The sequence below is a fragment of the Acinetobacter sp. YH12142 genome (genome assembly GCF_013418435.1).
GTDB classification, from domain to species: Bacteria; Pseudomonadota; Gammaproteobacteria; order Pseudomonadales; family Moraxellaceae; genus Acinetobacter; species Acinetobacter amyesii.
Genome location: NZ_VPCB01000028.1, coordinates 1 through 16042, shown reverse-complemented (window position 1 = coordinate 16042; position 16042 = coordinate 1). Strand labels below are relative to the sequence as shown.

11 protein-coding genes and 7 pseudogenes are annotated in these 16042 nt (G+C 41.2%); 5 read left to right on the top strand and 13 right to left on the bottom strand.

Translation table 11 applies throughout. The annotated features are described in order from the left end of the window. The 8 genes and pseudogenes from FTU77_RS15155 to FTU77_RS15120 all read right to left on the bottom strand — a co-directional run. A pseudogene (locus tag FTU77_RS15155) lies at window positions 1–126 on the bottom strand (helix-turn-helix domain-containing protein); the annotation flags it as partial. A 118-nt stretch (window positions 127–244) separates the two neighbouring features. Continuing rightward, window positions 245–1186 (bottom strand): transposase, encoded by a 942-nt coding sequence (locus FTU77_RS15150; RefSeq protein ID WP_159153750.1) that lies wholly within the window; start codon window positions 1184–1186, stop codon window positions 245–247. Window positions 1187–1302: 116 nt separating this feature from the next. After that, complete coding sequence (locus FTU77_RS15145) at window positions 1303–2667, bottom strand: ATP-binding protein (RefSeq protein ID WP_004974307.1); 1365 nt, start codon at window positions 2665–2667, stop codon at window positions 1303–1305. Beyond that, window positions 2668–3330, bottom strand: coding sequence for a response regulator (locus tag FTU77_RS15140; protein WP_004974305.1), 663 nt, complete (start codon window positions 3328–3330; stop codon window positions 2668–2670). A gap of 72 nt (window positions 3331–3402) precedes the next feature. Then, complete coding sequence (locus tag FTU77_RS15135; RefSeq protein ID WP_180056141.1) at window positions 3403–4704, bottom strand: TolC family protein; 1302 nt, start codon at window positions 4702–4704, stop codon at window positions 3403–3405. Then, complete coding sequence (locus tag FTU77_RS15130; protein WP_004974301.1) at window positions 4704–5027, bottom strand: DUF3240 family protein; 324 nt, start codon at window positions 5025–5027, stop codon at window positions 4704–4706. Before FTU77_RS15130 ends, FTU77_RS15135 begins: the two co-directional genes overlap by 1 nt. Then, window positions 5020–8103: an efflux RND transporter permease subunit gene (locus FTU77_RS15125; protein WP_004974298.1), complete on the bottom strand. Its 3084-nt coding sequence runs from the start codon at window positions 8101–8103 to the stop codon at window positions 5020–5022. Before FTU77_RS15125 ends, FTU77_RS15130 begins: the two co-directional genes overlap by 8 nt. A gap of 10 nt (window positions 8104–8113) precedes the next feature. Next, window positions 8114–9337, bottom strand: coding sequence for an efflux RND transporter periplasmic adaptor subunit (locus tag FTU77_RS15120; protein ID WP_004974297.1), 1224 nt, complete (start codon window positions 9335–9337; stop codon window positions 8114–8116). Between the two features lie 441 nt (window positions 9338–9778). Here FTU77_RS15120 and FTU77_RS15115 point away from each other — a divergent pair. From FTU77_RS15115 to FTU77_RS15105, 3 genes and pseudogenes are all read left to right on the top strand, one after another. Beyond that, window positions 9779–9907, top strand: a pseudogene (locus tag FTU77_RS15115) (helix-turn-helix domain-containing protein); the annotation flags it as partial. Between the two features lie 76 nt (window positions 9908–9983). Beyond that, window positions 9984–10160, top strand: a complete 177-nt coding sequence (locus FTU77_RS15110; protein WP_155757414.1) for a transposase — start codon at window positions 9984–9986, stop codon at window positions 10158–10160. Next, a pseudogene (locus tag FTU77_RS15105) lies at window positions 10139–10844 on the top strand (IS30 family transposase). Before FTU77_RS15110 ends, FTU77_RS15105 begins: the two are co-directional and overlap by 22 nt. 61 nt (window positions 10845–10905) lie before the next feature. On the opposite strand, the pseudogene FTU77_RS16070 reads toward FTU77_RS15105, so the two are convergent. Next, window positions 10906–11232, bottom strand: a pseudogene (locus FTU77_RS16070) (hypothetical protein); the annotation flags it as partial. 150 nt (window positions 11233–11382) lie between these two features. Between FTU77_RS16070 and FTU77_RS15100 the strand changes: the two are divergent. Both FTU77_RS15100 and FTU77_RS15095 read left to right on the top strand, forming a co-directional pair. Continuing rightward, window positions 11383–11637 carry a helix-turn-helix domain-containing protein gene (locus FTU77_RS15100; protein WP_370530233.1) on the top strand — a complete coding sequence of 85 codons (255 nt, stop codon included), beginning with the start codon at window positions 11383–11385 and terminating at the stop codon, window positions 11635–11637. A gap of 3 nt (window positions 11638–11640) precedes the next feature. Further along, on the top strand, window positions 11641–11829 hold the full coding sequence (locus FTU77_RS15095; protein WP_159153752.1) for a hypothetical protein: 189 nt from the start codon (window positions 11641–11643) through the stop codon (window positions 11827–11829). Here the strand turns inward: FTU77_RS15095 and FTU77_RS15090 are convergent. The 4 genes and pseudogenes from FTU77_RS15090 to tnpB form a co-directional block, all read right to left on the bottom strand. Continuing rightward, window positions 11816–12043: pseudogene (locus FTU77_RS15090) on the bottom strand (transposase domain-containing protein); the annotation flags it as partial. The gene FTU77_RS15095 and the pseudogene FTU77_RS15090 sit on opposite strands and share 14 nt — an antisense overlap. A 104-nt stretch (window positions 12044–12147) precedes the next feature. Further along, a pseudogene (gene ltrA / locus FTU77_RS15085) lies at window positions 12148–13808 on the bottom strand (group II intron reverse transcriptase/maturase). 575 nt (window positions 13809–14383) lie between these two features. Next, window positions 14384–15805: pseudogene (locus FTU77_RS15080) on the bottom strand (IS66 family transposase); the annotation flags it as partial. A gap of 74 nt (window positions 15806–15879) precedes the next feature. Further along, window positions 15880–16032, bottom strand: coding sequence for an IS66 family insertion sequence element accessory protein TnpB (gene tnpB, locus FTU77_RS16185; protein ID WP_179988708.1), 153 nt, complete (start codon window positions 16030–16032; stop codon window positions 15880–15882). Window positions 16033–16042: the final 10 nt, after the last annotated feature.

Sequence of the window (16042 nt, the reverse complement as noted above, 5' to 3'; positions counted from 1 at the left end):
ACCTTCAGAAAGCCAGAGAATAGTTTGGGCACGTTGTCTTTCACGCCAATGTTTTGCATGCTTGGCCAGAAAAATGAGTCGTTCTCGCTGTTCTAAACTAAGTGGTACAGAAACAATTCGAGGCATGTGTGAACATCTGTTAACTAAAAAAACTTTTTCGCATGATTAGTTGTTTTTGTCAACTTATTAGATAATTGATATTTATGAAATTGTGAGAAAGATAATATATAGGACTTACGCACTATTATTTATAGATTCTCTGTGGTAGCAGATGATTTTTATCGAGAATAAAGTCATCAATGAAGTTTTTGATAACTGGTCTAAATAATTTCTTCTGCCAACGATATACATTTTCAAAGATCCGCTCAAACTGGTTCTTTTGTATCTCGACGTAGGCCATCAAGGCTGAAAAAATATGATTCAAAATCAGTTTAGATCGTCTTACTTGAAACTTTTCAATATGACAAACCTGTTTAATCACCCGGTGATATTGCTCTATTTTCCAATGACTTGAATGTAATTCATGAAAACCCTCAAAGGACAATAAATCATCTTCATCTTGATGCACAATATAAAACCTCTGCTGTTCTTTTAACTGAGTCTTAAATAATTGTACAAAGCCAAAATCTTTGAGCCAGACCACTTGACCCTGATGGAAATTTGGCAATAAACGCAGTTGAAACCATTGTCCTTTTTCTGGGGAAACCTTACGGTTACAGTCGATACCAAACATAAATCGAATACCATATTTTCTTATGGTTTTTAGATTTCCAGTCGATGAATACCAACTATCACCTGTAATAAATTGAATCTTTGCACCCCAACTGAGTGCTTCACTTAACATATCCATAAAGTAATCATTCTTGGTTTTACTTTCAGATTTGTCATAAATTCGGAAATTAATTGGAATATTTTGACCATTCTGATCTGTCGCATACAAGGTAATGAGATTAATACCCTTGACGGATCGGTGGTGTTTGCCTGACCAAAAATAGCTAACCAAGTCCATATGTTGACTATAGGGTTTATCTAAAACAGTATCATCAATACTGACTATAAGTTTATTATTATCAATATGTTGAATTGCTTCTTGATATAGGTCGTGAGGTGTGTAGTCTTCACGTTCTAGAAAGCGATTTACACTATCATGCGAGATGTTATAAGTCTCGGCAAGTCTCCTAGACAAATTTCGTCTATTCTTTTTGCATAGGAGAGAACATTATGAGTGGACAACGATATACGCCAGCATTTAAATTAAATTTATAAATCAATATGATAAAATCTATTTTTTTGACTATCGTTTTAATAAATATTCAATTTTTTGAAAAATTCAATTCTGACAATCAATCCTCCAACTGCATTTGCACGTTGTAAAGTAATCTTGCCTAAATGAGAGTCAATAATCTGCTTCACAATAGATAATCCCAGACCACTTCCTACTACAGAACTGGCTTGATTTATTCTATAAAAACGCTGAAATATAAATGGGATTTGTGCTTCATCTAGACCTATGCCGTTATCTTCAACCTGTATAAAACTACCATTTCCAATACTTCCACAACTGACTTTAATAATAGGTTTATGTATTGAACTACGATAAAGAATGGCATTTTCGAGTATATTTCTCAACATAATTTCCAACTGATCTGACTGCCCCCAAACGCACACTGAGGTGAGATGCAATTGTAAGTCTACACCTGCTTTTCTGAACTGAATACCCATCATTTCAACTGTACCTTTAACAATATCTACCAAATCAATATTGCTTTTGTTTTGTGTGGCATTCGGTTCAAGCCTCGCTAATGTAAGCAACTGAGTAATCATTCTTGATGCTTTGTCTACTCCTGTAATAATGTCCTGTGCAGCTTCCTTAGACTCCTCATTGGAACGTGCATTTTGAAGTACTTGGGCATGTAAGCGTATAGCAGCTAATGGTGTACGGAGTTCATGAGCGGCATTTGAGGTAAAACGTTTTTCACGTTGCATACTTTCAGCAATCTCACTAAGTAAGGTATTTAAAGAGCTCACTAAAGGTTCTATTTCTTTCGGTACAACTGGCTTAATTGGATTTAAATGTTCAATGGATTGTTTTTCTAAGTTTTGACTAATGCTATATACAGCCAATAAATGACGACGGATCGTGCAAATAATCAACCATAATAATAATGGCAAAAATATGATTGAAACCAAAATCAAAAACAGCAACATATCTTGCTGAATATCTTTTCGAATTGTCCAAACCTGCGCAATTTGTACCTGTATTGTATGCGTACTATCCCAAACAGAATAACTACGATAAGTATTATTATTCAGTTTAATCCAACCAAAATTATCTTGCTGAACAAATGGCTGTGTTTCCACACCAATAGAACGATAAATTAATTGTCCATCACGATGCCAAATTTGAAATACAATTTGGTCATAATGCTCACCCTTAGCTTTTTCAATCACTGTATGCTGCGGTACTTTTCCATCTAGGGTACTTAGAGTCGTAGACAATAAAGCATGAGCAGTTTCTGCTAATGACTTATCAAAAATATTATTGGCAGTGTTTTGCATTCCCCAATAAATACTTCCTAAACTACCCAACCAAACGCTAGTGGTAATTGCCAGTAAAATTATAGATAAGCGCTGGGTTAATGAATAGCTGCGAATTGGATCAGCCATTTAATGCTGTTCATCCATGATATATCCAAAACCTTGTACTGTACGGATAATATTTTTACCTAATTTCCGACGCAAGTTATGAATATAGACTTGTACAACATTACTACTCACATCAACGTCATAAGCATAAAATGAATTTTCTATATTTTCACGCGAAATTACACGACCACGATTGAGAGTAAATAACTCCAATAAATGAAACTCTTTATGTGTCAACTCAATTTCGACTTGATTTAACAGTACTTGTTTACTCGCTTTGTTAATACTAATATTTCCAACCTGAATTAGGTCCCCTACCTCTCCTGAAATTCGGCGTAATACAGCATGAATCCTTGCTACGACCTCATGTAAATCATAAGGTTTAACAACAAAATCATCAGCTCCTGCCTCTAGACCTGTAATACGATCATCAACCTGATCTTGAGCAGTCAGAATAATAATTCCAACTTGATTCTTTTTGCGACGTAGTGATTTTAAAATTTCAATCCCATTTCGATCAGGCAAACCTAAGTCTAGTAGAATAAAGTGATAATGATAACTCACTAAAAAATGGTACGCTTGCTCTGCTGTGCTCGCAATGTCAACTACAAAGCCCATTTGATCTAGACCACGTGCAGTTGCTTTTGCCAACAAGCTATCATCTTCTACCAATAGAACTCTCATAACACCTTTTTCTCTTGCTTACCAAACTACAGCGCAAATTTATAATCCCTACTATGCTCGTAAATATTACTGTTAAATTCTATCCATCTCATGTAAAGGCCACAATTGATGAGAATCAAGTAATAAGGAACTCATACTTTCTGCATAATCTACTTTAGCTTGATCGACTCGGCTACGTGCTTCAATCAATTGCTGCGAATGCAACAAAAGCTCATTGAGATTCAACTCACCTAATTTATACGCTTTTTGCATCAAGTGATGTTGTTGTTGCAACAGTTGTAAGTTTTCTTGCGCCTTCGTATTCCGTACAGTCGCTGACTCCATTTGAATCACCCACCCCTGTATTTCTTGACGCAGACGTTTTTCTACACGCAATACCTCCAAATCCGCTTTTTTTGCTTCTGCCGCTGCCATTCCTGAAGCAATACCGACTTGTCGCGCAGTCAAAGGAATTGAAACACTAACCCCTAATAAATTCTCCTCTCCCGATTGCTCCCTACTGTAACCAAAACCAATCGTAGGATCTGGCAGTCTATTAAGCTGCTCTCTTTTTAATACTGCGTATTGCTGTGTAGCTTGCATCCTTACGAGTGCTAACTCATGATTAACTGACAAAATTTTCTGTACCCACTCTGCTTGACTATACTGTATAGGGCTAGGCTGTATAACATTGCTGCTCCACTGTTCAGGGATCTTTCCTCTATAATCGCGGGCCAACAATTGCTGAGCTTGAATATATGCAGCTTTAGCTTGCATATATTGTTCCTCAAGTTGTTGGTACTCATTCTTCAAGAGCATTAGCTCAAGTCGTGGTGCATCTCCTGCTCGAATACGTTGTTCAGTCACTTGGATAAATTGCTGAATTTGATCCAGCTGTTCTTGCAGTCGCTTCAAATGCAATGTGCTTCGCATATAAGCAAACCAACTATTTAACAACATTTTAGATGCTTGATGTTGAGCATTCTCATACTTCAGTTCTGCAATACTTGAAATACGTTGTGCTAGATCTTGATCTAGCCGGTATTTATTAGGCAAACGTATTTGTTTTTCTATCCCCAAACTAGGTTCATAACTATTGGCTTGTTTTCGCTCTAGTTGTGTATCCGTCTTACGTACTTGCATACCGGCTGTAACAGTCCACGGATTTTGCCCTACTTTTAATCCTTGTCGGGCAAAGTCTGCATAATCTTGCTCTGATATTGCAGCACGCACATTCGGATGTTCTACTAGACTCTGTTGTACTGCTTCAAGTGGTGGCAAAGCAGCTTCAAGTTGAGGTTTTGCAATTGCTGTCGAAGCCACTGTAAAACAATAGCCCAACCCAAACAGATACCAAATTTGGCCTAGAAGTGTTGATTTGATATTTAATGTCATTAGTCAAGTGCTCCTTGGCTCATATAACCAGAAATTAATGTAGGTATGACCCAATAAAAACAATCACTTGATTTAAATTTTTGCTGAATATGCGCCAAAACCAATGATACAGATTCGTGTTGTACAATCAGCAATATAAGATTCCGTTCAGTTGCTCCGCGAATTTTTTCCTGAACATTACGATAATGTTGGCGATTACCAAACCCTTGTGCGTTGACACAAGTACACCCTGAAATCAACTCAGGAATTAACCACAAATGCTCCATAAGTTCTTCAGCAATATCAGAGGACACGTTAATAGAGAGTTGGCATATTTCAGACATGATGATCTCGCGCTAAACCAAATTTTTTAAACAAGTTAGGAAGTAAAATCAGAGTCAGCAAAGTACAAGAAATAAGCCCTCCAATCACAACTATCGCCAATGGACGTTGAATCTCGGCACCAGGGCCAGTAGTAAATAACAATGGGATCAAACCTAAAGCTGCAATACTCGCGGTCATCATGACTGGACGTAAACGGCGCATAGCACCTTCACGAACAACTTCCTCAATTGCAACACCACGAGAAATCAGTTGATTAAAATAACTAATCATCACTAAACCATTCAGTACAGCAATCCCCATCAAGGCAATAAAACCAACTGATGCAGGAACAGATAAATACTCACCTGTTAATGCTAATGCAAATACTCCACCGACTAACGCAAAGGGAATATTGACGAAAACCAATACGGCTTGACGCACCGAACCCAAAGTCGTAAATAGTAAAAAGAAGATCATTGTTAATGCAGCAGGTACAACAAGCATTAAGCGAGCAGCCGCACGTTGTTGGTTTTCAAATTGCCCCCCCCATTTGAGTGAGTAGCCGGTTGGTAACTTGACTTTCTCTGCAACCAATTGTTTTGCTTCATCTACAAAACTAACTAAATCACGATCACGTACGTTGGCACGTACCACTGACATTCGTGATGCATTTTCACGATCAATTTTTACGACACCCTCAGTCTTAACCACTTCTGCTAAAGATAACAATGGCACTGCAGCTGCATTCTCAATTGGCAAGGCAATATTGGAAAATTCAAAACTCGACTCTCCCAAACGTGGATCCCCTTTCATCATTAATGGAACAGGGCGCCCCTGTTCAATAATGGAACCTATTTCTTTGCCTTCCACGAGCATCTTGAGTTGGGCTTGAACATTTTGACTGTCCAATTGATTTCGTATAGCCATATCACGATGGATTCGCAGCTCTTGATACTGTACTCCCGAATTTTCGAGTGTCATGACATCTTCATTGCCTTCAATGCCTTGTAGAACTATTGCAATTTGCTTTGATAAATCATTAAGCTGGTCTAAATCACTTCCAAAAATTTTGACAGCCAAATCTCCTCGTACTCCAGACAACATTTCTGAAGTGCGCATCTCTATGGGTTGACTAAATGTTAAGTTCACGCCAGGAACATCTTGAAGTACAAGACGAATTTTTTCTAAAATTTGCTCTTTATTTTTGACTTGCCATTGCGTTTGTGGTTTTAGCACAATGAAACTATCTGTTTCATTTAACCCCATAGGGTCTAATCCCAATTCATCAGAACCTGTACGTGCCACAATTCTTTCAACTTCAGGCACTTGTTCCAAAATACGTTTTTGAATATCCAGATCTAATGCAATTGAGTTTTGTAAGCTAATCGAAGGGATTTTTTCTAACTGTAAAATAGTATCTCCCTCATCCATGGTTGGCATAAATGACTTTCCAATGAATGGGAAAATCAATGCAGCCAGAAGTAAGGTACCACCTGCTAAGACATAAATCTGTTTAGGATGGGCTAAACTCAGATTCAAAAGTTTTCGGTAACCAGTTTCTAATTTAGCTACTAAAAAGGGTGTGTGATGTGCTTTCGGTTTTAGAAAGAATGAACACAGTACAGGAATCACTGTCAAAGAAAAAATTAGTGAACTTGATAAAGCAAATACAATTGTTAAAGCCACAGGTGAAAAGAGCTTCCCTTCCAATCCTTCAAGCGTGACCAATGGAATAAACACTAACATAATAATGATCATGCCTGCTGTGACTGGTACTGCAACCTCAGACACTGCGCGGTAAATCATATTTAATGGCGGTAAAAAAGAACGTTGCGGTGACTCTTTTGCTTCAGCAAGTTGCATTTCAATATTTTCAACCACTACAACTGCAGCATCCACTAATAAACCAATCGCAATCGTCAAACCACCTAAAGACATTAAATTGGCACTTAAACCAAAATGGTGCATCATCAAAAAAGTACTTAGTGCAGATAATGGTAAAACTGCCGCAACCACTAAAGCAGACCTTAGGTTTCCTAAGAACAATAAAAGTAAAATCAAGACTAAGACAATAGCTTCTAATAACGTTTTACTTACGGTATGAATGGCTCGGTTTACCAACTCACCACGATCATAAAATGGTTCAATCGTTGTACCCTGTGGCAGAGTTTTTTCAATGTCGGACAAATGCTCACGAACATGTTGAACGACTTGACGTGCATTCGCACCTTTTAAAGTTAATACAATACCTTGGACAGCCTCACCTTGGCCATTTTCAGTCACTGCACCATAGCGTGTGAGTGCTCCAGTATGTACCTGTGCAACATCTTTAACCCGCACCAATGTTCCTTGATGGCTAGAAACAATAATATCGCCTAACTCTTCAAGGTTTCTGACGCGGCTATCGCTTCGGATCAGTAATGACTCTCCATTTTCATTAAGCCGCCCAGCACCATCACTGGCATTATTTAGCTCGATTGCCTGTTGTAGCTGTGTTAAAGATAAGCCTCGTGCCGCCAGGGCCTCTAAATTAGGGGTCACTTCAAATGTACGAACAAGTCCCCCCAAAGCGTTAACATCGGCGACCCCTTCAATTTTACGAAGTTGTGGACGAACCACCCGATCAAGTAGAGTTCGTTTTTCCATATCACTGAGTGGCCCATGTAAGGTAAACATAAAAGATTCACCTAATGGGGTCGTCATGGGTGCAATTCCACCTGACGTACTACTTGGTAATGCAGACATCACATTACTTAAACGTTCATTCACCTGTTGTCTAGCCCAATAAGGGTCAGTGCCTTCAGCAAAGTCTAATGTGATAATCGCAATCGCGTATTTAGATTGCGAACGCATTACTGTCTGATGAGATATTCCCAACATTTCTTGTTCAATGGGTACAACAATACGGCTTTCCACCTCTTCGGGCGTCATGCCGGGCGATTTCATCACAATTTGTACTTGCGTACTTGACACATCAGGAAAAGCATCAATTGGTAGTTTCGTAAAAGCAATGTAGCCTGCCACACTGATCGCCAATGTGAGCAATAATATTAAAATGCGCTGACTAAGTGAAAAGGCGATAAGACGTTTTAACATATGTCTCACCTCAACGTTCTGTAGTGCTAATAGGTGCTTGCTCTGCACCAAAGCCAGACCACACCGCCTTGAGACGCTCTACACCACTGATAGCAAGTTGCATTTTGGGTTTTAATTTTTCAGCTGTAATATAACTTTGCTGCTGATCAGCTGATAGAACTTCAACCGTTACAGCTTCAAACCCCTTCTGATTTTTAACAAAAATAATGTGTTTACCATCTTGTGAGGTTATGGCAGTACTTGGTACTGGCCATGCTGCAATTACTGTTGGCTGCTTACTTTGAACATGAACTTTGACAAATTGTTGCACCCGCAAACAATTATGTTTGGTATCCATTTGTACGATGATATTTTGAGTTTGTGTATTCCCTACAAGTGCTGGAGCGATATTTTGTATATGCCCTGTAATATCACAACCTTCAACCTGAACAACATCCCCAATATGCACATATTTACTGTCAGCTAAATTAGCTTGTAATAACAATTGTAACGGTGAATCAGCGTTTACAAGTTGACCTAATACTGTACCAGCCTCAACATACTGACCTGTAGAAACCTGTAAGTTTTCTATATAACCACTTGTTGGGCTTTTAACATAGACAATGGAATTTAGACTATTTACCTGCCCTCCTCCCATAAATTGCAGCATTCGCTGTTTTGCACCTAAGTTAATATTAAGACGCTGTACTTGATTCTGTGCCTCTTGCACACGCTTCTCGGCAATAATGCCTTCAGCATATAAGCTACGTTCACGTGTTAAATTTTGCTGGGCTAATTGTTGTTGAGCACGAAGCTGCAATATTTCATTTTGAATCTGAATTAAATCTGGACTATGTACAGCAAGTACATGATGATTCCGGGTAACTTCTGCCAAGGGTTGTACCAAAACTTGCTGCACCATTCCTGAAACAGGACTAGTCAGTACAACTTTGCTTTCTGGTGACCACTGTACTTGCCCTTGTAAAATAATTTGTTTTTGTATGTTAGTAGAAGAAGCACCTAATGTGTGTAATTTGATCCCAACTTGCTCAATTTGTTTTGAAGAAATTAAGATTTGTTGCTCTGAGACTTCAGGACTCCTCTCAGCCTCTGAAACCTGTCTCTCTACTTTAGCCTCTATATTTTTATTCGAGAGCAGCTTACTTCCCCACCATAGCCCAAGGCTAATCAAGATCAAGACGCTCATTAGATATAATAGTTTTTTAAAATTTAGTACATCTACTCGCTGATCCACTCGTTTCATCCTTCAAGAGATTTTCTCTACAAAGCTAACATTAAGTTCTTAAGATCAGATTAAGTTTATAAACCTATTTCAGACTGCATAGGCCCAAGTGAACCGTATTGGGTTTGTGGGAGACTTTTATTTAACTGATGTTACGTAGTAAGTGCATTTTGAGCATCTTCGCTACTACATGTTGTAGTCGATTTATAAATTATTAATAATCATTATATTAAACTATATATTGTTATTATTTCTCACGAAAATCAGCATCAAAACATAGGTGACTTTTATAAACTAAAATGTCTAAAATGAAGTGACCAAAACCACATTAAATGATCTAAATTGATCAAAATTTTACTCCACCAAAAACTATATACCAGTAATCAAATCATATACTTATAATTAAGGTCATTTAATGGAATAAATCTCGGTGACCTTGCCAAGGTTGGGGTTTTAGAACAACATGAACAACAACTGATTATCACCGCGATGCAAAAAGCCAAACACAATGTGTCTGAAGCGGCCCGTTTGTTGGGTATTAGTCGAGCAAAGCTCGATTATCGACTTAATAAATATTATTAGGGCGTGTCCTCATTTGAAGAATTGGTTTTAAATACTTAAAATCTTCCTTTGACTTATTTTTATTTCTATATTTTCAATGGCACGTACTCTTCTTACCGATGATATCTGTCAGCAAATTCAAGATACTATGCGATTACATGATTGCTACCGTTCAAAGAATAGTAGAAATATCATGGAAGCGATCTTATGGAAACTGCGTACATGCGCCACATGGCGTGATATTCCTCAAGAATTTTGTCCTTGGCAAATTTGAAAAGTAAAAGTTCAGTCGCTACCCTTGCTCGGGAGTTAGGACTTTCACGATCAACCATCTACCGTGAATTAAAAAGAAATACTGGGCAACGTGGATATAGAGCTCAACAGGCAGCTAAATTTGCAAGTCAAAGACGGTACCGTCCTTCATCATCAATGACAGCATTTGCCTTCGCTTATATTGATTATTTGATTGGTTTGGACTGGTCACCAGAACAAATTTCAGGTGCTTTAACACAACGCGGTTGGCTGGATGTACCTTGATCAACGACAACGTTTAGGAGATTTCGAAGGTGACACGGTGATTGGTAAACATCATAAAGGTGCTTTATTGACTCTCGTTGATCGAAAGAGCCTGTATGTACATATTGTTCATTTAGGGCCAACGAGAGCATCCTCTCAAACGATTACTTGTGCATTAGATCGTTTACAAATGAGCCATGCTTATAGTGTGACATTTGATAATGGCAAAGAATTTTCCGAACACAAAAGAATTACTGATGCTGGCATAGAGACGTATTTTGCTGATCCTTACAAGTCTATTCAGCGAGCTAGAAATGAAAATACGAATGGTTTAATCCGTCAATATCTGCCAAAATCATCATCGTTTGATGACGTGTCAAAGGAACAAATAGAGTAGATAGAATTTGCACCCAACCATCGTCCTAGAAAAACCCTAGGTTAGTATACACCGAGTGAAGTGATGGCTGGTTTTTATACTGTTGCACTTGCCGCTTGAATCCGCCAAATAAAATCATTTCTTCTGGATCTAAACGCTTTAGCCGAAGTTGGTCTACAACCACCATATTGTCCTGTGCTTTATCCATTTTCCCCAGTGTCTTCTTTTCACACTGTCCTTTAGACTTTTTATTACCTTACATAAATCCCTATCGACAGCAAGCAGTAACTTACGATATCGCGAGCAGTAGTAATGCTTGATTTTTAATTTTTTCTGAAAACTCACTGCTTATTTCCCCATTGAGTAACATCATTTTCAAAACTAAAGCTGGGCATGGTTTTTCAAACCTACCTTCAGATATTGTTAATGCATCAATGAGCAATGGTGTCATCATTTTTTTTCTGCACAGGTAAATTATTTTTAGCGTTAAAATAATAGAATATAAAAGTCTCAAATTTAACAAAATAGAATCAAATAGATTTTATATTTACTAAAAAAGTATCTGAATTATATGATTTATTTACTAACTTTATTTTTATACTAAATCAAAACAGCACGCATGAACCGGAATATGACGATTAGCGAATTGGCTAACCGTGTGCATGTGGATGAAAAGACAATCTCACGACTTGAAAGCGGCAAACCCAGCTCTAACCTAAAAAATCTTATTTCCATTCTCGTTGTATTTGGCTTGGAAAATAGTTTGCTTAATATTGCGAACCCACAAAATGACGAAGTTGGAAAACACTTGCTACCAAAAAAATTCGGGTACGCGCTAATAATAAATCAGAGGCTATGAGTGATGACTTCTAAAAATCTGTCCATGCAAGAAGAAATTAAGAGCTGCTACATTTTTTTGGATACAGGTGATACACCACAAGTTGTTGCTCAATATGCGCTCAAAGATTCAATCTATAATTTTATCTACGGCAAGAGATATTTGAGTCGTAAGCGTCCGCTGAATCCCATACCAATTTTTAATTCGATTTAGGTTTCCAGCAGTGCGGCAGCAATTCTTCAATTTGGGTCACTTTGTGTGTCGGTAGCCTTTTCAGCACATCACTTAAATAAGCATACGGATCCAAGCCATTCAGCTTTGCTGACTGGATTAAAGTCATGATATTCGCCGCTCGCTGGCCGCTGCGCAGCGAACCTGCAAACAGCCAGTTCTTACGTCCCAACGCCCAAGGTCGCATTTGATTGTCGGGTAGTCAGACGCAGTTACCTACGTCCAACCCCCTAAGAACCGTGCATGCGAGTTTCCCAGCACACGGCTCAAGCCTCTGCTAAGGCGCCATTCGGCACCCGGTTATACATCGTTGACATTGGCAAACTGAACACTCCTCGGACAATACAGATGGTAAATCTCAAGATTAGCAACTGCATCCGTTCCACCATGACTTAGCTTCACAATATGACGGCTGTGCCATGGTGTATCTTTGGTGACTGGTTTAAGACAGGCGCAGCAGCGACCACCTTGTTTTAGCCACACCCGATACAGCTTGGCTCGCCCCTTTGCGGAGACCAGCATTCTTTTACCCCATCGGGATTCGAAGTACTCATCCCATGCGGGGTCATGAGGGTTAGCAGCAGCCTTGATCTTGATATGTCGCACAATTGGCGTGTCCGAGGCAGACACTAATGTGTATTGTCGCTTCCGACCATCGGCGGACTGTTCATCACATGAGAACACCCATCGACGCGCTCCTTGTACTTTGAAATACCGATCTTTGACCCATCGGAGTGTTTTGCGAGGGTGGCGACGTACCGCCCATCGCCAGAGCATTTCCCACACTGCGCTGTCTACCTGGTTGAAAACCTTCTTGGCAACGACATAACTATGATAGTTGGCCCAACCCCTTAGAATAGGGTTGAGCAAACCGATCAAAGTGGCCTGTCGTGTCGCTTTGTTTGCATTGATTAATGCTCGCAGCTTATCGAGATGAGCACTGATGTTTGCCTTTGACGGCTTGATCAGTAGCTTGCCATTGTACTTGCGTACGTTCCACCCAAGAAAATCGAACCCGTTCCCTATGTGCGTGATTTTGGTCTTTTCCTGAGAGAGCACGAGACCGCGCTGCGCCAGAAATTCAACCACGGCAGGGCGAACTTCATTTTCGAGCCACTCTTTAGAATACCCCGTGATGATGAAATCATCCGCATACCGTACCAGTTGCAGCTTTTTGCCTGTCCATTTGGCGTTAGGGAACCTCTTCGCCAGCATCGTTTCCAGTCCGTCCAAGGTCATGTTGGCCAACACCGGGGAGATAATACCTCCTTGCGGTGTTCCGGAAAGACTGGGAAACAGCTTGCTTTGGTAGACGTAACCGGCTTTGAGCCATTTCCGTAGAATCACCTTGTCCATTGGGAGGTTGGCGATCATCCAGTCATGGCTGATATTGTCGAAACAGCCTTGAATGTCACCCTCTAGCACCCACTCCGCACTTACTTTTCTTGACAGCACACCAAAGCACTGTGCTGCAGCATCCGCGGTTGAGCGTTGTGGTCTGAATCCATAAGAGTTCCGATCAGCGATGGTCTCCGCGATGGGTTCCAAAGCCAGCAGATGGAGCGCCTGCATGGCCCGGCATTTCATCGTGGGTATCCCGAGAGGTCTCATCTTGCCATTTTTCTTCGGAATAAGGACTCTCCGAAGCGGAAGGGGCGTGTAACCTCGCCTCTTCAACGACATCATCGCACCGGTCTTGGCCTTGGGTGTATTCCAAGTCACCTTGTCGACCCCAGCCGTGTTTTTGCCTTTGTTTTCAGACACTCGTTTGACGGCCAATGCTTTGCCACTAAACGAGTGAGTCAGCAGCCATTGCAAAGCTTTCGCCTTGTTATGCCTGCCGTCTTGTACCGCCTTCACAATACGCGCTTGCAGCCCTCTGACATGACGCTGTACAGCAATCCAATCGATGGGTCCCACGATGTGCTGGAAGGTGCACACGCTGATACTGCTGCATTCATTTGCTCTCCCTCCATTAAAAGGGTTCTACACACTCTCTTGTGATGAGAGACCATAAGGACGTCAGCCCGCTTTCGCGTGGGGTAATGTTTCAACCTCTATCCAACCCATTACAGACTGGCATTCGCTTTTTCCTCGTTCCTTCGCCCGCATCACCATGGGCAGTTTTTGCAAACTGCTTTCCCAATGGGAGTAATACGGGATTTCCACGTTCCGCTTACTGAAGTACATCGGCTTAGGTGCCTGCTATCGACCGGGAGGCGTATGGGTCACGAATGCGTAGTCGAAAGACGCAATTCCCACCTCCATTACCGTTTTGGTTCGAGCGTATCAGCCATTTCCGCTCGTTCAACTTAACGATCGTTACGCAGATTCACATGTGTTCACCATACCGATTATCTAGCCCTTGTCCGGCTATGGCTGCCAGAAGGGTACGTCTCTCACGATTGATACCCCGCACCTTGCGGTGCCTCGTTACATTGTCGAAGGCGCTCTTTATTCAGCCTTCTAGATTCACCCGGTGACACGGGTGGTTCCCGCAGGGGGAACAACTTCATTAAGCGACTTCGTGTCGCACTTCCACCCAGTTATTGCAAATCGGTAGATTGCCATCATCCAGATAGCGGCTTAAAGCTGGCCAACGCTTCAGAGTGTAATTGATCGCCTTGGCGGTTGGAGAACTCGATGGCACAGTCAGTTGATGTTGGTTGAGCCATTCATACAGTTGTTGCATCACCGGTTGACTATGCTGTTGTCGGTATTCGCGGCGCTGTTCTGCTGTACCATCGGTCTTTTTCCTGAGTTCTGCTTCTATGGCATACAGTTTCTGAATCAGCACTAATGCCTGTTCAGCGACCTGACTTTTTTTGGTCACATGCAGTTCATGGAATTTACGACGCGCATGCGCCATGCAGCCCACCTCAATGACCTGACCTGATTTAAAGCGTGCTTTATAACCGCTGTAATCATCACAGACCAGATGGCCCTGCCAGTCTTTCAGGAACGCTTCAGCATGCTGACCTGAACGACTATCCTGAAAGTCATAGATCACGGCTTGAACTGGATTGTACTGTGTAGTGGCATAGGCCCAGACATAACCTTTCTTCGGTTTTTTCTCATTCTCACCCATCCGCATGATGGTGACCGGCGTTTCATCGGCATGGATCACCCGCTGTTGCAGCACCACCTGTTTTAAGGCATTGGCCAGAGGTTCCAGTTCCACACCGCAGCGACCAATCCAGTCAGATAACGTGGATCTGGACAGATCAATGCCCGCCCGCTGATAGATCAGGCGCTGACGGTACAGCGGCAAATGATCGGCATACTTCGATACCAGCACATGGCTGAGCAGTTCAGGACTGGCAATACCTTTATCAATCACATAGGCGGGCATCGCTTGCTGAGTCAGGGTGTCGCACTGATCACAGACCCATTTGCCACGTACATGCTGTTCCTTATAGAACTGTGCCGGTCTGAAATGCAGTTTTTCACTGACATCTTCGCCGATACGACGGAGTTGGCAGCCACAAGCACATTGGGTTGATGCAGGTTCATGCTCAATACGGATGGTGTGTAGATGATCTGGCAGTGGTCGACGTTTAGGTTTATTTGCTTTGGCTTTGTGTGTCGCTGCATCGGTTTTATCTGCATTCAGCCGTTCCAGTTCCAGATCAACGGCTGCAATATCTTCTTCGACCGCTTCATCCCACAGGTGGATTTGTTTTGCAGTGAGATGTTCGTTTTTACTGCCGAATTTGTGCTGTTTAAATAGTGCGAGTTCATGCTCGTATTTTTGATTGAGAATAGAAAGATGTTGAACTTTAGAATCTAATTGCTGATTGATGACTTCAAGATGTTGAACTCTGGCATCTAATTGCTGGTTTGATTTTTCTAATTCTTGATTTGATTGTGCCAGAGACTGATGCTGCATCGCCAACTGCCTGGTGAATTCCAGCAGTTGTTCATGGGTCAGTTGGCTTAAGTCAGGCAGCGTATTCATGACCGCAGTATGCCTGAGGTCATGAGAAGAATGAAATAGAACGTTTGGAGAATAGCAGAATGGAACAGCCTGTTTTAAAGCATCGTCACCACCTGCTGCCGTCCAATGCGCTGCCAGGGCAAACCTTGGATCAGTGCCTGTAACTGTTCCGGGCTGAGGGCCACGGTTTCACCTTGGTGAACTTGAGCCCAGTGAAATTTGCCCTGTTCCAGCCGCCGGGCACACAGCCAGATGCCC